We start from the raw sequence: 19293 nt of genomic DNA, 5'->3' as shown, positions 1-19293 counted from the left end.
CTCGGCGCATCAGTCGGCTGCGCCGTTGTGATCCGCAGCCGCCGAACGAGTGATCGAGCGTGTCATAACCAAACAATTAACTGAACGATAGTCAGTGGCTTCCGCCTCTCACTGGCTATCGGCAAAGCAGCCCGTTTCCGGGTGGCGACGTCGAACTCCGTAATGAACCTATAACAATACGACATCGGTGTCATGTTTGACTCAGTTAACATGTCCGAAAAAGACGTGAGAGCCTCATCGGCAGTAGACATCAAACGGTCGACTGAGACGATCGGCGTGGCGGGTCTCGGATACGTCGGGCTCTCGGTGGCGGCAGCGTTCGATAGAACGGGTTGGGACGTGGTGGGATACGACATCAGCGAATCGACTATCGATCGCTTGCGGAACGGGAACGCGTCTTCGAGCGTCATCTCGGGACGGGAACTCTCCGATCTCGACATCCACTTCACCACGGACCCCGGGTTCGCCTCCGACGTCGACTTCGTCATCATTGCCGTGCCGACCCCGACCGATGACCGGGAGACACCGAATCTTGACTACGTGAAGTCGGCGGGCGAGACGATCGGTGAGAACCTCTCCCCGGGGACGACCGTCGTCTTAGAATCGACGGTGTTCCCGGGGGCGACACGCGAGGTGCTGATTCCGGCGCTCGAACGGACCTCCGGGTTCACCGCGGGCGAGGAGTTCGACGTCGGATACTCTCCGGAGCGCATCTCACCGGGCGATCGGAACCGCGGCATCAACGACGCCGTGAAAGTCGTTAGTGGACAGAACAGGGAGGTGAAAGAACGAGTCAGACGGCTGTACAGCGACGTCGTCGATGCCGGCGTTTGGACCGCGCCCAGCATCGAAGTCGCCGAGATGACGAAAGTGTTCGAGAACGTCCAGCGCGACGTGAACATCGCCCTCGTAAACGAGCTGGCGGTCGCCTGCGAACACTTGGGACTGAACACCGACGACGTACTCGACGCTGCCGGGACGAAGTGGAACTTCCATCAGTACTCGCCGGGACTCGTCGGTGGTCACTGTATCCCGGTCGACCCCGCGCACTACACTCACAGCACCGAAATTGCCGGATACACGCCACGGATCGCCAACGCGGCCCGCGACATGAACGAGTCCATGACGAGTTTTATCAATGAACTAGTAATTAGCGGGCTCAACGACTGCGGGAAGGTGCCGAAAGAAAGCCGTCTGCTCGTACTCGGACTCTCGTATAAGGCCAACGCAGACGACATCCGAAACACGAAGGTGGACGATCTCATTTCGGATCTTCGACGATACGACATCTCGATCGCCGGGTACGACCCGAAGGTCGACGACGGACTGTTGCGATCCAAGTTCGACATTCCTATTCGCGAGGAACTCTCGCTCGACGGCGCCGACGGACTCATTCTCACGACTGGTCACGACGAGTTTCGGTCTCTTTCCCTCGAAGACGCCCGTTCGGAGATGAACGAGTCCCCGCTCCTGGTCGACATCGAGAACATGTTCGACCCCAAAAACGCGGAGCGTAACGGATTCGTCTACAAGCAGCTGTGAGGCGGTCGACCCGTTCCGACCGTCGAGGCGACCTTCACCGTCCAGATCAGCCACTTTGAGGGAGTGGGGGTTCCATAGGTCGTCGCGGAGAACGGTCACGTCCCAGTTCGATGGATCGAAGACGCCCAGCCGTGCGCGCCGGTCGTCCCGATGCGAGAGGTCGTTCTCGGCCACAACGAGTTCGCCGTCGCCGTCGTTCGCGAGCCTTTGAGCTCACGCCGTGAGGTTCCGATAGATCTGTTCGAAATTTTTGATGGCGGTCCAGTTAGTCACCAGTTCGAGGATCAGCACCAGCGCGACGAACACGACGATGCCGATCGGGATGAAGACCAAGAGATTTATCAGCGAACTGAACGGGGAGATCGTTCCGAGGTACCAGACGGTGAGTCCCATCGGAACGCTCGCGATGAGCGGGTAAGCGAACTCGTAGTAGATCGAGCGCATCGGGAGATCGATAGAACGGGACATCACGTAGATGTCGAGCGGCATCATCGGAAAGACGTATATGCCCGTCACGGTGAGCGCCGTTCCGAGGATGCCGAATTCGTTGGTCAGCGGGTAGATGAAGACGGCGATCAGAGCGACACGGATCACGGACAGTTTCGTGACGTAGTCCGGACGACCGATAGCTTCCCAGATCGGACCGAACGTCTTGCCGAGCGCACGGAAGAGCCCGTATAACGCGAGGACTTGCATGGCCGGTATGGCCGGGGTCCAATCTTGGCCGAAGACCGCCACGACGAAGTCCGGCGCGATGGCGGCGATGCCGATCGCGGAAGGGAAGGAGACGAGTGCGGTGACGCGGAGCGTCTTTAAGAACGCCTGCCGGAGTTCCTTCTCATCGGTCTGTAGCTTCGAGTACGCCGGAAGCATAACGCGAGTGATCACCTGTGACAGTTCGGTCGCCGGGGCGTTGGAGAACCGGTAGGTGTACTGGTAGTACGCCAGCGCCGTCGGCGTGAGCAACCACCCGACGAAGGCGTCGTCGCCCTCGCTGTAAATGAAATAGAGGATCGACGAACCCGTGACCCACTTCCCGTAGCTGATGAGGTCCTTGGCGATGTCGAGATCGAACGACGGGAACGGCCGGTAATCGTGGATCACGTATGAGAGGACCAACTTGACGACGTCGGCCGCGAGAAACCCGAAGACGAACGCCCAGGCGGTCGGGTTGATCAGCGCGTATCCGACGCCGACGAGGAACTGGGCGGCATCTCCGCTGACCTTGTAGGCGAACTCCTTGTGAAACTCGAGGTTCTTCTGAAAGTAGACGATACCGGGGTTGCGGAACCCGAGGAGGAGCGGCGAAAGCCCGATGACACGGATTATCTGGACCGCTCGGGGTTCCTCGAAGAACCATTCTCCGACGAACGGGGCGATCACGAAGAGGAGAGCGGCGATGAGAACGCCTCGACCCATCTCCAGCATCCAGGTCGTGTTGAGGTGAGTGTCGACGTTCTCCTCGGTCTTCTGGATGAGTGCTTTGTTCAATCCGATATTGGTGAACTTCTGGGTCCCACTCAGCGTCAACAGCGCGATACCGACGAGCCCGAGTTCGGCCGGGCCGACGAGTCGGGCGAGAACGGCGAGCATTCCCAACTGGAGCACTCTGCCGAGGACGTTCTGGCCCATTAGCCACCCCGCGCTTTTCACGGTCCGTTCAACGACCGTCCCCTCCGGTTTCAGTCGCTTGATCAAGGCGAGGAGGCGTTCGAGCAGACTCATTGGCCCCGTTCTGAACGAGGTGTCGGACAGCCTGGTGATGCTTCGGTATTCGACGGCCCCGAACGTCTCATGGTACCGGAATAAGCGTCGTTCAGCACTATGTAATTGCTTTCCTAATGTCCGGTGTCGTCAAGGGGAACTCTCGCCCGGCTCGAGCCATCCGGGCATCCCTTGTCCGGCTGTGGGGCCAGATAGCGAACTCGGCGTCCCTGTCAGGACGGCGGAGTCACCCGCGAGATGATCAGTCATACCCCGTCTCTTCCGTGTGGACGGCGCGGTCGAAGGCCAAGACGAGCAGAACCGACACTGCCGCGGCGATATACATCGCTACCGCGTCGACCGTACCCGTCGGTTCGTCGGCATCGGTCCGACGAGACGAAAACGGGTGGAGAAGCCGGGCGGTGCCGGCTGTCGCGGTGGCGCCCGCGAAGGCAGCCAATAACCCTATCGGATGACCCCTCGTGGGAGGATACTTGACTCGGAGCCGCCACAGGAAGTCCCGTAATAGCATCTGCGAGACGTTGACGATATACTCTTCGTACCGGATGTGACTGTCCTCGTCGTCGTATACGGCCGGAAGCGGAACGTCGACGATAGCCGCTCCGGCGATGTTGAGCCTCACGAGCAGGTCGTTCAAGTAGCCGTAGTATTCGTACATCTCCTCGATGGAGAGACGATCGAGAACGTCCGTTCGAACCGCGGTATACCCGTTCTGCGGGTCGGTGATTTCCCAGTAACCGCTCGCCACTCGCGTCAGGAGCGTCAGTATGTGGTTTCCGAATAGTCTGAACCGGGGCATGTCGCGGCTATGTTCGTTGTTCGATAGTCTATCTCCTTTCGTGTAGTCGGCCTCCCCGGCGACGATCGGATCGAGGAACTGCGAGAGCCGGGAGGGATCCATCTGCCCGTCGGCGTCGATGGTCGCTACGATGGCAGTATCGTCCTCCAGAGCGAACTGATATCCGGTCTTTATCGCACCGCCTGCGCCGAGGTTCTCTGCGTGGTGGATCGCTACGATCCGTCCGATGGCGTAGAACTCGCCTACCTTCTCGGCGAGTTCATCGCTTTCGAGATGCAAGTCGCTGATGCTGGGTAGATCGCCGTCGCGCCGATCAGCGGCGGGCGACCGATTCATCGCATCGGCTTCCGCCGCTGTTCGGATCGCCTCCGGCGTCTCGTCGTCTGAACAGTCTTCGACGACGTACACGCGATCCACGTACTCCGGGATGTCGCGGATGACATCGCCGACGAATTCCGCTTCGTTGTATGCCGGAATGATAACGCCGACAGAGTGTGACTCGTACATGCTATCTCCTCGTTACAGTCGGTCGGCGGCGCAGCTGGCTGCGGGGACCGCTGGGTCGGGCCGGCGCTCGACGTTGGTCGATCGTAACTCGACGTTGCGTTCCGGCTCGCTTCCATTCGACCGACATTAGCGGACCGCAGTGAATCGATTCAGTATCATATGTTCTCAGAATGAAATAACTGGGCTGAGGTTTTTGTTATGAGTATATTATCTACTGTTAGACGCGCTATGTCGTGGTCGAGGCGATCACGGAGGGGCCACCCGATAGCCGCCTGATCTCTCCAGTGAAAGAGAATCGCGCAATGGCACCGTCCATCGTTGAGATCGCCTGCGTGCCGACCGTGCTCGGCGAGAGCGACCCGTTTGTGACGGTTCCGAGGGAGTACAGGTCGCCCGTAACCCACAGAGACAGCTCTCTGGGGGCGTCGTCGACCCTTTCGAACTCGATGGTGTACGGAGGATCCACAGTTTCGGGGTTTGGATTGCGATCCGAACGTTATTTCACTCGAAGCCAGAGCGGATAGGCCCTTATCGGCTGGAAACCCGAGATGTGAATGTTAACTGCTCACGTGAGATTGTTTCCGAGCGGGGCCAATCTCAGAGAGGGTACGTCAAGATCTGTTCTAACCGCTTTTTTACCCAGTAGTGGTTCCTGATCCGCCTTTTTCCGTCAATAAATACGTTGTTGCCTCCCGAAGATATCGTGTGACAGCCGTCACGATACCGCCCAGTATCTGAGGGGCTAATCTCGGCATACTTTTCCTCGACGAACTCCTCCCGCGTGAGCTGAGTGACCCTATTGATGACTATTTTCTCACCGTACTCGGTATCGCAGTACTGTGAGGGGCGGTACAGTTCGCCGCCACTGATGATGGGTTCTCCGGCGGAGCGTGCAGACTTCGGATCCACCTTGACCGGTGTCTCGCTGTGTTCTTCCCACCCTTCAAACAGGCTGTCCGAGTGTTGGATGAACAGTTCGGCGTTTGCGTTCCGATCCGTCGTGTAAAACATCCACCATTTCCCGGCGTATTTAAACACGGTCGGATCGATGACACCGATACCGGTCAGAACCTTGGCTTCGAGGACCCATTCCGAAGGGCTATCGACTCGATATATGTGTACCGCGTCCGCTGCACACGACTCAGGTATTGCATAGATCTCGCCGTCGTGTCTCATCATAAACGGATAAGACATGTGAAACGGCTCCTCGTGGGCAACTTCTATCTTCCCCGATTCAAACCAATCTGGGTACTTCGTAAACGATATTCTCCCTTTCCGCGTTGAATATGGGAACTCTTCAAAAAAGACGTGGATGTCTCCATCGATCCGTATTGCAAACGGATCTGCGAGGTACCTGTCTGACTGCTCCGGGAACCATGTGACATTCCTCCCGGACTCGGCCTGTAGTAGGTCCGCCGTCTCACCCTCAATAACGCCGATGTTCCAGCTGGGAAGCCCTTGTAGAGCCTTTGTAGCGAGGTTAGTCATTACGTTCGGAGACCACCGCACCATCTCATCCATTCGGTCGGCGCGATCCAGCAGATATCGGTGGGCATCTATTCGCATTGTCGGTCAGATCCACTAACGCTATACTCCAATAGGCTACTTGTTATGTACGACCAAACGGGCTTTTGCAGAGCGACGGGCCGAGACCGTAGGAGCCAGCGGTTAGATCCGGAGTACGGATGCCGAACTCTGTAAACTGGGATCGACTTGTTTCGCCACGCGACCGTCACAGACAGGCCAAATATTAACATTATGGCCCGCTGTATCGTCTCCCGGTGGCTTAGGAATGATTACGAACCGTCCGCGGATATCAACGGTCGGGCCGGGTGCTAGCGGAGGTGCTGAGAGAAGGGAAGTGGCCGACCAGGGCCGAAATAATGTCTCGTTTGTAGGTAATAACGCATGACAGAGTACGAGATCCGGCAGTACAAGCCCGTGGACAGAGACGGATTTCTATCGCTTTACTCGACTGTTATGGGGGGGAATAAGAGTGATGACTGGTTCGACTGGAAATACGGAAGCAATCCCTACGTGGACCACGTGCCGATGGTCGTTTCTCTCTGCGGAGACCAGCTCGTTGGGGCGAGACCGCTTTTCGCACTGCCGATCGTGATCAACGGTGAACAGTCGGTAGCGCTCGAGCCGGGAGACGCGATGGTCCATCCGGATCACAGGCGACAGGGGCTGTTCACTCGCATGATGGAGCAAATAATTGAAACGTATTCGGGGAGGTATCCGTTCTATTTCAGCTTTCCCAACGACCTAGCGAAGCCTGCGCACATAAAACACGGCAGTCGAGTCGTTTCCCAGAGACCGTCCTACTATCGGATCGAAGACCCTTCAAGCATAGCAGAAACGTACGACCAGCCCGCGATTCGATTCCTTGGCAGGGTCGGTACGACCGTTGCGCGGGGGTACTATCTCCTTCGGGACCTAACCACGCCGGAAAACCCGGGCGTTACTATCAGAATGGAGTCGGAATCACCTGCAGAGGAACTTGCGGCGCTGTATCGGCTATCAGTCCCCGAGAAGATCCATGTTCGTCGTGACGAACGGTTCTACCGATGGCAGTTCAAAAACCCGGATTGGGACTACAAGACCTACATCGCGGACGGGAGCGGCGGTCCTGAAGCGGCACTCATCACCAAAACGTCGGTCGAATCCGATCTAAAAACGACCGAAATCGTCGACGTCGTCCCGCTGCAAGTCGCACCGGAGCCAGCTCTTGTGAGTCTGATCGGTCAGGTCATTTCGGATCACCCGGAAACGGACCTCTTCATCGCGCCGTCTCAAGGAATTCCGGGGTCGGTACTGCGCACGTCCGGATTCCACGCTGACACTATTCCCCCACTCTCGTTCGTCTCGACTCAACAGACGCACGTCGTGCGGACGCTCACTGATGAGTGGACACAGAACGGAATGGACATCACGAACCCAGATAACTGGTTTTTGACGTCGATCGAACGCGACACGAGTTAGGTGAGGTGTCGTCAAAATTCACCGGGAAAATGAGTGCCTGATGGTCGAGAAACTCGTCGTCGATAGCAGTGGCCTGCCGGCGCATCTCGTGAGCCTTGGGTAACTGAATGGAGGAATTTGTCATATGTCTATTCTCTACTCTGCTGAACACGTTACGTCGTGATCGAGACGACCACGGAGGGATCAACCGATAGCCGCCTGATGTCCCCGGAGAACGAGAATCGCACAGTGGCGTCATCCATCGTTCCGATCGCCTGCGTGCCGATCGTGTTTGGTGAGGTCGATACGTTCGAGAGGGTTCTGGGAGGGATTAGATCGCCCGTAACCCACAGAGATAACTCTCCAGGCCCGTCATCGACTTTTTCGAACTCGATGGTGTACGGAAGGTCAGACGTTGAAACAACAGAATCATCAATAGCTATGCACTTGTTCGGGACGGTAACCTCCGTCGCGGCCATCGTGATGCCAGTTCCTGGCTCGACCTGGATTCCGTTACCCGACTTCGTCTCGATTCGACAGTTCCGGAAGGTGGTGCCGCCACGGCCGTCTTCGACGCGGATGGCGGCGCCGCGGCCGCCCGTTCCCGTGATCGACACGTTCTCGATCTCGAATCCGTCACCGCTCCCGTCCTTCAGCAGAATCGGATAGATATCGGCGTCGGTCACAGAGATACGGCAGTCACGAACCGTTGTGCCGCCTCTGTGAGTGCCTTCACCCGTAATGACACCGGCGCCCTGGCCGATGTCGTGAGTGAACTCACAGCCCTCGATGAGCACGTCGTGGCCGTACTTGAGCCGGATCGATCGAGTCTGAACGACATCGGTTTTGCCGTCCCAGTGGCGCCGTGGAATCGGATTTTTCCACGTGACGGTTTCGCCCTGACGGGTGTCCTGTTTGACCGAGACGATGTTTTTGACTGTGGAACCCGCGCTGCCGATGCGGACGTCACAGTCGTTGTTATTTTTATACAGTCCGCCGTCCACGTGGACGGTTCCACCCTTTCCGGCATCGGGGTGGGCCGGATTAGAGGCGTAGATGCCCTTGCTGGGGAAGTGCCAGATGTCGCAGTTGCGGATGTGGATCTCGCCGGCGTGCGGCGGCCCGACGAATATCCCGGTCGCCGACGGTCCTTCGACGGCGCCGTCGCGCATGTTGACGTTGTCCAGCGTTGCGACGCCGTCGGTCGCGCGCGCCTCCACGCGGTAGCCGTCGACGTTCCCGGGGAGCTGTCCCCTCGTGGTCACATCGAACACGGAGACGTCGCCGCTCTCAGCGATGAGTTGGACGCGTCCGCCGTACTCCGAACCGCGGGTAAAGTCCAGAGTAAACCCACCGAACGTGATGTCTGACCCTCGAATGTTAATGAGGAGTTCGTGGTCCGTGAGTTCGGAGATGGGCCGGTCAGGGACTAACGTCGGCGTCGCCCCGTCCGCTGCGACGAGCCCGACGTTCGACACGTCGAGTTTTGAGATCGATCCGAGCCGGTATCGACCCTCCGGCACGGTGATGAGCGTGTCGTCCGTGAGGTGCGACTCGATGGCAGCATCTATCGGTTCGTCACCGTCTATGTCCGTGGCCACGTCTTCGAGTCTGACGACCGTTTCGAATTCCGAACCCGAAATCCGGGACGGCGGCGTCGGCCGCGACGGAGGAGTCTCCGTTGGGTCGGACCCGGGGTCGGAGTCGGAGCCGAACAGCGAACAGCCGGCGAGGAGACTCATGACTCCGACCGACCCCGCCGCTTTCAACAGGTTTCTACGTTCCATTTCTCTGTTTTCGAGTCATCGGTGATCGTCGAGCGACGAGCGTGCCGCCCGGCTCCTGGTTTCCGACTGGCGTTTCACCACCGTCGTTCGATCGGACCGGGCGACGCGTGACCCGACCGGAAAAGCGCTAACGTCCGCCCGTTCATGCACAGTCACGTCTCAGGCGACGATTTCCTCGTCGAACTGTGACGGGACCACATCGATCGCTATAGGCGTCGCCGTTCCAAACCCAGGGTCTCAGACGCTCGTCGCGCCCCGTATCGTTGATTCGTCGAGATCGCAGTCGACGATTACGGTCGTATCCGTACACGATGGCCTGTCCATCAGCGGTTTCTCCGACCACCGCCTGATCGCACACTGCTCGCACGGTGGCCGTCCCACCCGTCCGAGGAGACGCGTACGGATCCATCAGGGACCAGACCGCGGTGAACGCTGACACGCGTCGTCTTTCCGCGGACGGTCTCCGGATAACCCCGTTCGAATAACCATACGTGTTTGAAACAGCCGTCACTGCTTAGTTACACAAGTACTACCACGGCTAACTGTATCGTAACCCGAGGGGTCGGTCACTCTCTGAGCTGGTTGACCGAGCGGTACACCGCCCGCGCCGGTTCGATCGTCAGTTTGCCGCCGAGCGCGACGAGGAAGTACAGATACGCCGAAATCTCCGTCGGGTGATACCGAATCGACCGGAGTAGATACTTGCGAGCGTCCCGCGCGTAGCCGTGTCTAACCGCCGACTTCCCGAGTTCCAGCGACTGGGCGGCGACGAGTCGCCGTTCGTACTTCTGGCCGTACGTCGCTGCTAACGGTCGAAACGTCTCCAAGAACAGCGGGTACGCGGTGTCGCGCTTGGTTTCGAAATCATCGCTGATCTGGTCGTGATCCGTCGACCGTCGGACGACCACGGGCTCGGAGACGACCGCGAAGTCGTACTCCGTGGAGAGGCGAAGGAGCCACTCACGGTCCTGCCAGCAGGGGAACCGCTCGTCGGGGCCGCCGACAGTCTCGTACGCCTCCGACCGCACCATTATCGCGGAGAAGGTCGCCATAGTCGCTCCACAGAGTATGGCCTTGGTAACGTCGCCTTCGAGCGTCGGACGAGAGACGCTCGTCATCTCGCCGTCGACGACAAACTGCTGTCCCGTGTAGACGACGCCGACGTCTGTGCCGGCGTGTTCCAACGCCTCGACCTGCTTTTCGACCTTGCTCGGCAGCCAGTAGTCGTCGTCGTCGAGGAACGCGATGAACTCGCCTTTCGACGCCTCGATACCGGTGTTTCGGGCCGCGCTGGCCCCTCGGTTTTCCTCGTGGCGGATGCAGCGCAGCGTCCGATCTTCGCCGACCGAGACGTCGTCGAGTCGGGGTTCGATCGGGTCCGGCGAGTGGTCATCGACGACGACAATCTCGATCGGACCGTAGCTCTGGCGGTCGACCGACTCGACCGCGCTAACCAGGAACTCCGGGCGGCCGTACGTCGGAAGGACGACACTGACGAGCCCGTCCGCGCGATCCCCGTTCATATGCAGTCTCGGTCGTGTGTCGAAGGCAGTCGTACGCGTTCTTTGCCGACCGTGAGCGTCGTCGTGGTCGATCCGACGTCTGGACTGGCGTGAGCGACAGAGTGAGGGTCAGTCATCAGGTGTGTACCGCCTGTTCGGCCGACGCGAGACGACCCACCTCCGAAGCCAAGGTGAGGAGCGTGAATGCCTGCTTCGAGCTGTAGGCGGCACGGTTGTTGGCGACGTCCTCGACGGCGGTCGGCGAAAGATATCGCTTGACGGCCCGATCCGACAGTCGGCGGGAGAGGAGGCGGCCGGCGAGGTCGTCTTCGGGACGCGAACTCCCGCCGTCGTGAATCGCATGGACGATCCGTTCGAGACGTGGATAGCCGTCTATCAGGTCAAGCCCTCGCTGCACGGCGTAGTACATCGGTGAGTCGAGCGCGAATCCGAAATCCGCGTGTTCGATTCCGGTGGCTGCCGGCCACAGCTCGTCCAAGAATTGCTGGTAGAGCCGGTACCGAGACTTCTGGGACGCGGGGACGTTCATTGCGTACTCGAAGAACTGTAGTCCGTAGAACGGGCTTGTGCTCCAGAAGTAACCACGGTTGCGGTCCTCCCCTTCGAACAGCCAGTTTCGCCCCCGCTCGGCGACGAGAAAGTGAACGTACAAGTCGTTCCACTCCGACTCGGGATACGTCGAGATGACGGCGGCGATCTCCTCTCGGAGCGCTCGTTCTTCGACGCCGGTCAGTTCCTCGACCGTCGCCGGTTCGAAGACGGCGTTCTTCGAGCAGACGTACGAGACGAGCTCCTCGGGCGAACCGATGTTGACGCTCGGCGTCAGGTCGGGGAGTGCCTTGTCGCCGCCGTCACCCGTCACGTGCGTTATACGGTGACCGTGTTCCTCGAGCAGGCGCTCGAAGAACCGGAGAATGAATCCCATTTGGACGGGGTTCAATCCTTCCTTCATCTGGAGCAGTCGGTTCACCTCGTCCTCTCCGAACGGTTCCAGCGTATATATCTTCCAGTCGAACTCCGCCGCGTCCGCGACCTGACGGGCGATTTCGACGTCGTCGCTCGTGCGTCCGTCGTCGTGCATGAACGTCGCCGCGGCGAACGAGACGTCGCTCGCGCGAAAGCCGCCGACGACGGCGCGTGAATCCAGCCCTCCGCTGAGCGAAAGGAGAGTCTGTCCCCCCGGTCGGGTCCTGCGGTCGCAGGCATCGGCGAAGAGCTCCGCGAGGTTTCGGGCGTTCTCCGCGACGGATTTGTCGGCGTGTCGCTTCTCGCTGAAGTCGAACTCGTAGTGGCGGATGCGTTCGGACTCGCCGTCGCCGTCGACGACGATGTGTGTCCCACCGGCAAGTCTCTCGACGCCCTCCCACAGCGTCCGATCTCCCAGCGTGTAGCCGAATAGCAGACTCTGTGCGAGACCCATGCGGTCAAACTCGTCGCTCGCCCCGTTGTCGATGACGAACCGCGGTTCCCGCGAGAGGACGAATCCGTCGGCGTGGTCGTCACAGTAGACGGGGAGTCGGCCGAATGCATCGTTGACCACGGCTACGCGTCCGCTCTGGCGATCGATACCCACGATGAGGAACTCCCCGTCCGTTCCCCGAACGAACCGGGCGACGTCGTCCGCCGTCGGGTCGAACAGCGCGGGTACTAGCGAGCGCAACCGCTCGCGCACGTCGTCGTCGTCGTAGCAGTACCCCTCGAAGTAGAGGACGTACTCCTCTGTCTCGAGCGTGACGACGGGGTATCCGGGGTAATGTGTGTATCCCAAGAAGCGCTCGCGATCCGCGCTGACCGTCTCTTGCGCGTAGCTGCTGAGATGTAAAAGTGAATCGAGGGAGTGACTCGGCGCCCTCCCTCCGGGATGCACGTCTAAACAAACGCCAGGCATACGAGAGGAGTCGGATAGAATATAGATAGTTATTCAGCGATTACGACTCGATCCGTCGCGGCGCGGTACCCGATTCAGCGGGCGGGCGACGACCGACGGGATCGGGCGGGTGAAACCTTACTTGAAGTTCACCTGTGCGTTTCCGTCGACATTCAGTTGGGCAATATCGCCGGAGAACTGGTAGACGTCGATGCCGTCCCACACCGAGCCGACGACTTCGCTACCGTTGACGATATCCTCGCGTTCGTCCAACGTGTGGCCCTGTTCGGGAGCCGTACTGGCGTTGTCGTCGCGAACGAGTTCGCCTGTCACCTCGATAGTGTACTTCGCACCTCCATTGGCGACCTCCCCGTTGACGTTGAGAACGTTGGGGAGCGAACCGTCGAACAGGCCGGTGTCGACCTCCTCGCCGTTGATGAAGAAGGTCGCGTCCGTGCTGAGTTCGAGACTCTGGATCTCGCCGCCGAACCAGAACCACTGGTCGTCGCCATCGGTAATGGTCCCCGAAACGGTGTTCGCGACTGAGGAGTCGACGGTCTTTCCGTTCGATCCGTCGACGATGCCGTCACTCGCGGTGATCGAGTAGTCGACGGCACCACCAGTCGCGCGGAGCGTACACGTATTCGAGAGGGTCTTTTCCGTAGTCTCGGCTCCGGAGGAATCCCCGTCGTTGGTCGTGTCATCTCCCGAGGACGTCTCGTCAGTGGTCGTGTCTTCGAACTGGCCGGTGTCGACTTCCTCGCCGTTGATAAAGAAGGTTGCGTCCGTGCTGAGTTCGAGACTCTGGATCTCGCCGCCGAACCAGAACCAGTCATCGGCACCGTCGGCGAGGGTGCCAGAGATCGTGTTCGCGACCGAGGAGTCGACGGTCTTCCCGTTCGATCCCTCGACGATGCCGTCAGTCACGGTGATCGAGTAGTCCACGGTGCCACCGGTTGCGCGGATCGTACACGTGTTCGACAGCGTCTTTTCCGTCATGTCGTTTCCCGAGGACGTCTCGTCGTCGGTCGTGTCTTCGAACTGAGCCGTGTCGACCTCCTCGCCGTTGATAAAGAAGGTTGCGTCCGTGCTGAGTTCGAGACTCTGGATCTCGCCGCCGAACCAGAACCAGTCATCGGCACCGTCGTCGAGGGTTCCGGAGATCGTGTTCGCGACCGAGGAGTCGACGGTCTGTCCGTTCGATCCGTCGACGATGCCGTCAGTCACGGTGATCGAGTAGTCCACGGCGCCACCGGTTGCGCGGATCGTACACGTGTTCGACAGCGTCTTCTCCGTGGTGTCGTCCCCGCTGTCCGTCGCATTGTAGTCCGTTGCGTCCGGAAGTGGACAGCTATCCGTGTAGGTGAGGCCACTCGTCTCGACGCTCGCGTTCTCGTACTTGACGGCCTCGCCGTCGACTTTGATATTCGAGTCGGCCACGACACAGTCGTCCGAGCCGATAATCTCGACGCCGGATTCACCGGAGCCCGTGAGATTGATACAGCTGTTCCGGACGGTGGTGCCGTCGCGGCCGTCTTCGACTCGGATGGCGGCGCCGCGGCCGCCCGTTCCCGTGATCGACACGTTCTCGATCTCGAATCCGTTACCGCTTCCGTCATTCAGCAGAATCGGATAGATATCGGCGTCAGTCACCGAGATGCGGCAGTCGCGGATCGTCGTTCCGCCTCTGTGAGTGCTTTCACCCGTAATGGCTCCGGCGCCTTGGCCGATGTCGTGAATGAACTCACAGCCCTCGATGAGCACGTCGTGGCCGTACTTGAGGCGGATCGATCGGGTCTGGACGATATCGGTTCGCCCGTCCCAGTGCCGCCGTGGAATCGGATTTTTCCATGTGACGGTTTCGCCCTGGCGAGTGTCCTGCTTGACCGAGACGATGTTTTTGACCGTGGAGCCGGCGGTTCCGACGCGGACGTCACAATCGTTGTTGTTCTTATATAGTCCACCGTCCACGTGGACGGTCCCGCCTTCTCCGACGTCGGGATGGGCCGGATTAGACGCGTAGATGCCCTTGCTCGGGAAATGCCAGATGTCGCAGTTGCGGATGTGGATCTCGCCGGCGTGCGGCGGCCCGACGAATATCCCGGTTGCCGACGGTCCTTCGACGGCGCCGTCGCGCATGTTGACGTTGTCCAGTGTCGCGACGCCGTCGGTCGCGCGCGCCTCCACGCGATAGCCGTCGACGTTCCCGGGGAGCTGTCCCTTCGTGGTCATCTCGAACACGGAGACGTCGCCGCTCTCGGCGAGGAGTTGGACGCGCCCGCCGTACTCCGAACCGCGGGTAAAGTCCAGAGTAAACCCACCGAACAGGATGTCCGACCCTCGGAAGGCGATCAGATACTCGCCATCCAAGAGGTCGTTTGTGGGAGTGACTGAAACGAGCGTGGGGTTGGCACCCTCAGCGGCCACGAGGCCGACGTTCGATACGCTCTTGTCGAGGAGCGTATCCTCGATCGTGTATCGACCGTCGGGGAACTCGATGAGCGTTCCGTCCTCCAAACTGTCGAGAAGCGTCGAACCGATTGCCTTCCCACCCGAGTTGTCGAGCCCGAGATCGTCAACCGCGTTGAGGACGCGGTCGAACTGCATCCCGTGCCGTTCTATCGCAGCCGACCCTAGCCCCGGAGATACGAGAACCGCACCCGCTGCCGCCGCGCCGAGTTTCACGTACTCTCGCCTGTTCAGCGATCCACCGGCGGCGTCGGCGTCCCCCTTCTCTCCGTCCGATTCTTCGGTATCGCTATACCTGTCGCTACTGTCGTCCTCGCTTACCAGCTTGCGTGCCATGCAAGTCTTAATGGGACAATAACGGTGATAAACGTGTCGTTAATTAATGTTCTATACAATGTGAATGTAACAGGAAAACAGATAAGACGAGGATACTGTAAATCGAATCAACAGTTCTAGATCGGTTCACAGAGGTCCAATCGGAGAGCGATAAACCAGTAAAAAACTGTGTTAACATTATCTTAACGGCACAGATACCGTTCGTATCGGCCGATCGGTCCGCCATCGAATCGATCCGCACCGATCAGTCTCGGGGGAGCGATCGATCCCCTCTGAGAACGCGACGGGTTCCGGCTCGTCGACGGCGACGTTCAGGACACTCGCTGATGCCCGACTGCTCGACCGAGCAGATCGTTCGCCGATCGGTCATCGCGGTGGCGAACAGCCCGGGACCCCGTCCGCGAACGGGACGTGGTTCGTGCGACCGTCGCCGAGCCTTCTGGCTCGCTACTGTCGGGTATCTCTTGGTCGCGTCACCAGCGACAACGCTCGTGGATGGCGATACTCACTCTCGACGGTACCAGACATCGACGTGACAGTCGGGCCCGTACGATTTTCCGACAACGTCGAGCGAACCGTCACCAGTGAGGTCGACTGCCTTCGCCTCGTGAGTCGCGACCCCCCTACTGATCTCGACGCGCTCGAACCCCATGCCGGTGTTCCGGTAGACGAACATCCGCGGGTCCTCTTTCCCGTCTAGACCCATCTCGGCGACGAGCAGGTCGGGTCGACCGTCGTCGTCGAAGTCCTCGATCTGGATCGTGTGCGGATTATACAGGTCGTCGTCTATCGTCGTCAGGGACCAGTCCGGCGGATCGAACACCCCGACACGCCCCCGTCGGTCGCCTTGGTACGGGAGGTCACCCTCGGTCAAGACGATCTCTCTGTCACCGTCGCCGTCGAGGTCTGCGACGCCGACCCGCGTCCACTGCCAGTCACCGCCGAGGCGTTCGCGGTCCCAGTCGTCGACGGATCCGCTCCGCCGAAATATGTTCGGTCCAGCGATGAGTTCGGTAGTCCCGTCGTCGTCGAGGTCGGTTACGGCGACACCTTCGACGTTCAACTCCTCGGCGATCACGTGTCGGTGATCGTCGGGCCATGGAGAGACGGAGGGGTCGTCGGGAACGTCGTAGTAGCAGACTGTCTCGCTCTGCTGTGAGAGGATGACGACTTCCGGCTCGCCGTCGTCGTCGATGTCGGCGATCGCCGTGTCGTGGTACTTCCGAAAGTCGTCGGTTATCAAGTGACGGGTCCAAGTCCGTCGCGGGTTCGACGGAATCTCGAACCAGTAGAGGTCGGTCTCGCCGTTCTGCCCAACCACGAGTTCGGGCGTTCCGTCGCCGTCGATGTCACCGATCGATCCGCCGACTGAGAGTTCGGGGATCCGCGCGACCTCGTGGCGCTCCCAACCGGGATTCTCGTACCAGAACACGTTGGATTCCAGACGCTTGATCGCACTTCCGACGACCGGCAGGTACCGGAGTATGATCCGCTTTCCGAGTACATTCACTTCCTTCTTCGCGCCCATTCCACCGACGATCACGTCGGGTCGCCCGTTACCGGTGAGATCGGACGTGAGGCAGAACGTGAGCCGACCGCAGGGAGGGTCATCATCGATGCGTTCGTGTTGGAACTCCATACCGGCGTTTCGAATAGTCCGGGCAAGAGTAAACACACGTTAAACAACGTCCAGCTCGCTCGGTCCGTTCCGTCCATCGTCACCCCGCCGTCGAGTCCGGAGTCGTCACGCCGGACCACGGCGAAACGGCGACCGCTGGTCGTTTAAAAGCCCATAACAATGTCCGTTGTCCGTCTCGTCGCTCGTATGACTCCCGAGAACACGATCGAGCGGTGGCGATGACCGATTCCGACGACGGAATCACGGTGCTAATGTGCCCGGATTACAGGGACTCGAATCCGTATCAGTCCGAGCTGATCGCGGCGTTAGAGAACCGCGGCGTCGAAGTCACGGCGACGCCCGGCGGGTGGGCGTTTCCGCTCCTCGCGGGCGTTCGTCGTCACGGGGTGCCGGATGTCTTCCACATTCACTGGCTCGACCGCTTCGTCACCACCAACCGCCGGTTTCCGGCAGCGATCGCTGTGCTGCTCGGTGTGAGGCTTATTTTCGAACTCGTCCTGTTGCGGGCGCTCGGGGTCCGGATCGTCTGGACCGTCCACAACCTCCTCGACCACGAACGAGCCACCCCGCGCAGCGAACTCGCGATTAGACACGCAGTCGCGCGTCTCGTCAATCGGATCGTCGTTCACTGCGAGGAGGCGATCGAGTCTGTCGAAGAGACGTACCGACTCCCCGAACGAGTCGCAAACCGCATTCGCGTCGTTCCCCACGGAAACTTCTTGGGCGTCTACGAGAACGATATCTCGCAGTCGACAGCCCGTGAGCGACTCGATCTCCCACCCGACGTGCCCGTTATCGCCTTCTTCGGGCTGATCCGACCCTACAAGAACGTTCCAACGCTGATCGAGACGTTCAAGCGCGTTCCCGGGGATGCGCGGCTCCTCGTCGTCGGGAACCCGTGGAACGAAGACGTGGCGAACCGCGTGCGTGTCGCCAGCACCGATGACGATCGGGTAGACACGGTCCTCGACTACGTCCCCGATGACGAAATTCAGGTGTATATGCACGCCGCGGACGCGGTGGCGCTCCCCTTCGACTCGGTACTCACCTCTGGCAGCGCGATGCTGGCAATGACGTTCGAACGCGCCGTCGTGGCGCCGATGATGGGGTGTCTCCCCGGACTGATCGGGTCCGAGGGCGGACATCTGTACGACCCCAACGACTCCGCGGGACTCCGGGTGGCGCTTCGAAAGGCGATAGACAACCGCGAGGAGCTCCGAGAGATGGGACACCGGAACCGGGAACTGGTTCGATCGTTCGACTGGGACCGGGTCGCCGAACGGACGCGGAACGTGTATACGCTCGATGCAGGACGGGGCTGTCGATGCCCAGAGGACACCGGATGACGGAACAAGCAGGCGGTGGAGAGCGGTGGCACGCCCTGTGAACCGCCGGGGCGTCGCCGATCGAAGCCGGTCCTCTGCACTCCGGTCGCCAGCGGTTTTTTTACCGCGCGGAACCGTAAACTACCTATGAGCGATTCCGAACCGGACGCCCCCGACGCGGACGACGGTCCCGTGGTCGTCCTGTTGGACGTGTTGCCCAACGGGCGGCCGGACGACGACCGCCCGCCGTACCGGAAATCGCCGGTCGCGTACGGGCTCGGGACGAAGGCGTTCCGGCTGTACGAACTCGCGCTCGACGAGGAAGCGGACGTCTCCGTGAGCGACCGGATCGCCCTCGACGGACCCACAGTCGGCCGATACCACGAGGTCTCGTTCGACGACGTGACCCGGAACGCGGCCGCCGAGATGGAGTACGCAGTCGAGGCCATCGTCGAGGGCGACGAGGAGCGGTTCGTCGACTTCTACAACGAGGCCGGGCCGATCACCCTCCGGCTACACCAGCTCAACCTCCTACCGGGGATCGGCAAGCAGCTCCGGAACAAGGTGCTCGACGAACGGAAGCGGGGTCCCTTCGAGAGCTTCGAGGAGGTCTCGGAGCGCGTCGGCGGCCTTCACCGACCGCGAGAGGTACTCATCGAGCGGATCGTCGAAGAGGTCCGCAAGGAGGATCTCAAATACCGGCGGTTCGCCGGGTACGAGGAGTGAGCCGGAGGCGAGCGAGGACTCGAGAACGGAACCACCCGACGCCCCGAAACGGGACTTTTACCCGGAGCGGCGGAGTAACGCGGC

The 19293-nt window shown here is 60.3% G+C and carries 12 protein-coding genes; 4 read left to right on the top strand and 8 right to left on the bottom strand.

Annotation, left to right across the window (positions count from 1 at the left end; all coding sequences use genetic code 11):
- The first annotated feature begins 225 nt into the window (after window positions 1-225).
- Window positions 226-1542, top strand: a complete 1317-nt coding sequence (locus ACNS88_RS00515) for a nucleotide sugar dehydrogenase (RefSeq protein WP_435092860.1) — start codon at window positions 226-228, stop codon at window positions 1540-1542.
- Window positions 1543-1755: 213 nt separating this feature from the next.
- Here ACNS88_RS00515 and ACNS88_RS00510 read toward each other — a convergent pair whose 3' ends face one another.
- The 3 genes from ACNS88_RS00510 to ACNS88_RS00500 form a co-directional block, all read right to left on the bottom strand.
- Window positions 1756-3267, bottom strand: a complete 1512-nt coding sequence (locus ACNS88_RS00510; RefSeq protein ID WP_435092858.1) for a lipopolysaccharide biosynthesis protein — start codon at window positions 3265-3267, stop codon at window positions 1756-1758.
- A 241-nt stretch (window positions 3268-3508) separates the two neighbouring features.
- Entirely contained in the window at window positions 3509-4573 is a 1065-nt protein-coding gene (locus tag ACNS88_RS00505) for a glycosyltransferase family 2 protein (RefSeq protein ID WP_435092856.1), read from the bottom strand.
- Between the two features lie 597 nt (window positions 4574-5170).
- Window positions 5171-6061, bottom strand: a complete 891-nt coding sequence (locus ACNS88_RS00500) for a glucosamine inositolphosphorylceramide transferase family protein (protein ID WP_435092854.1) — start codon at window positions 6059-6061, stop codon at window positions 5171-5173.
- Between the two features lie 420 nt (window positions 6062-6481).
- Between ACNS88_RS00500 and ACNS88_RS00495 the strand changes: the two genes are divergently transcribed.
- A complete protein-coding gene (locus tag ACNS88_RS00495) occupies window positions 6482-7558 on the top strand; it encodes a GNAT family N-acetyltransferase (protein WP_435092852.1) in 1077 nt (358 codons plus the stop codon).
- Window positions 7559-7710: 152 nt separating this feature from the next.
- Here the strand turns inward: ACNS88_RS00495 and ACNS88_RS00490 are convergent, their stop codons facing one another.
- The 5 genes from ACNS88_RS00490 to ACNS88_RS00470 form a co-directional block, all read right to left on the bottom strand.
- The gene (locus ACNS88_RS00490) at window positions 7711-9279 is read right to left on the bottom strand and encodes a right-handed parallel beta-helix repeat-containing protein (protein ID WP_435092850.1); all 1569 of its coding nucleotides are present in this window, start codon (window positions 9277-9279) and stop codon (window positions 7711-7713) included.
- 611 nt (window positions 9280-9890) lie between these two features.
- Window positions 9891-10847, bottom strand: a complete 957-nt coding sequence (locus ACNS88_RS00485; protein ID WP_435092848.1) for a glycosyltransferase family 2 protein — start codon at window positions 10845-10847, stop codon at window positions 9891-9893.
- Between the two features lie 115 nt (window positions 10848-10962).
- On the bottom strand, window positions 10963-12615 hold the full coding sequence (locus ACNS88_RS00480) for an asparagine synthase-related protein (protein WP_435092846.1): 1653 nt from the start codon (window positions 12613-12615) through the stop codon (window positions 10963-10965).
- Window positions 12616-12852: 237 nt separating this feature from the next.
- Complete coding sequence (locus ACNS88_RS00475) at window positions 12853-15519, bottom strand: autotransporter outer membrane beta-barrel domain-containing protein (RefSeq protein ID WP_435092844.1); 2667 nt, start codon at window positions 15517-15519, stop codon at window positions 12853-12855.
- Window positions 15520-16024: 505 nt separating this feature from the next.
- A complete protein-coding gene (locus tag ACNS88_RS00470) occupies window positions 16025-17158 on the bottom strand; it encodes an FG-GAP repeat domain-containing protein (RefSeq protein ID WP_435092842.1) in 1134 nt (377 codons plus the stop codon).
- A 218-nt stretch (window positions 17159-17376) separates the two neighbouring features.
- Between ACNS88_RS00470 and ACNS88_RS00465 the strand changes: the two genes are divergently transcribed.
- Both ACNS88_RS00465 and ACNS88_RS00460 read left to right on the top strand, forming a co-directional pair.
- Window positions 17377-18504, top strand: coding sequence for a glycosyltransferase (locus ACNS88_RS00465; protein WP_435092840.1), 1128 nt, complete (start codon window positions 17377-17379; stop codon window positions 18502-18504).
- 126 nt (window positions 18505-18630) lie between these two features.
- Window positions 18631-19209 (top strand): DUF655 domain-containing protein, encoded by a 579-nt coding sequence (locus tag ACNS88_RS00460; protein WP_435092838.1) that lies wholly within the window; start codon window positions 18631-18633, stop codon window positions 19207-19209.
- The last annotated feature ends 84 nt before the right edge of the window (window positions 19210-19293 follow it).

Source organism: Halorubrum shenae, assembly GCF_051194165.1.
Taxonomy (GTDB): domain Archaea; phylum Halobacteriota; class Halobacteria; order Halobacteriales; family Haloferacaceae; genus Halorubrum.
Note: the sequence above shows the minus strand (reverse complement) of the source record. Positions and strands in the feature narration are given on the sequence as shown.

What these genes read in the sequence shown, in the direction of transcription:
- ACNS88_RS00495 (WP_435092852.1), top strand. Translation starts at nt 6,482, where the DNA reads ATGACAGAGTACGAGATCCGGCAGTACAAGCCCGTGGACAGAGACGGA.
- ACNS88_RS00490 (WP_435092850.1), bottom strand. Translation starts at nt 9,279, where the DNA reads ATGAGTCTCCTCGCCGGCTGTTCGCTGTTCGGCTCCGACTCCGACCCC.
- ACNS88_RS00460 (WP_435092838.1), top strand. Translation starts at nt 18,631, where the DNA reads ATGAGCGATTCCGAACCGGACGCCCCCGACGCGGACGACGGTCCCGTG.
- ACNS88_RS00465 (WP_435092840.1), top strand. Translation starts at nt 17,377, where the DNA reads ATGACCGATTCCGACGACGGAATCACGGTGCTAATGTGCCCGGATTAC.
- ACNS88_RS00470 (WP_435092842.1), bottom strand. Translation starts at nt 17,158, where the DNA reads ATGGAGTTCCAACACGAACGCATCGATGATGACCCTCCCTGCGGTCGG.
- ACNS88_RS00505 (WP_435092856.1), bottom strand. Translation starts at nt 4,573, where the DNA reads ATGTACGAGTCACACTCTGTCGGCGTTATCATTCCGGCATACAACGAA.
- ACNS88_RS00510 (WP_435092858.1), bottom strand. Translation starts at nt 3,267, where the DNA reads ATGAGTCTGCTCGAACGCCTCCTCGCCTTGATCAAGCGACTGAAACCG.
- ACNS88_RS00485 (WP_435092848.1), bottom strand. Translation starts at nt 10,847, where the DNA reads ATGAACGGGGATCGCGCGGACGGGCTCGTCAGTGTCGTCCTTCCGACG.
- ACNS88_RS00500 (WP_435092854.1), bottom strand. Translation starts at nt 6,061, where the DNA reads ATGACTAACCTCGCTACAAAGGCTCTACAAGGGCTTCCCAGCTGGAAC.
- ACNS88_RS00475 (WP_435092844.1), bottom strand. Translation starts at nt 15,519, where the DNA reads ATGGCACGCAAGCTGGTAAGCGAGGACGACAGTAGCGACAGGTATAGC.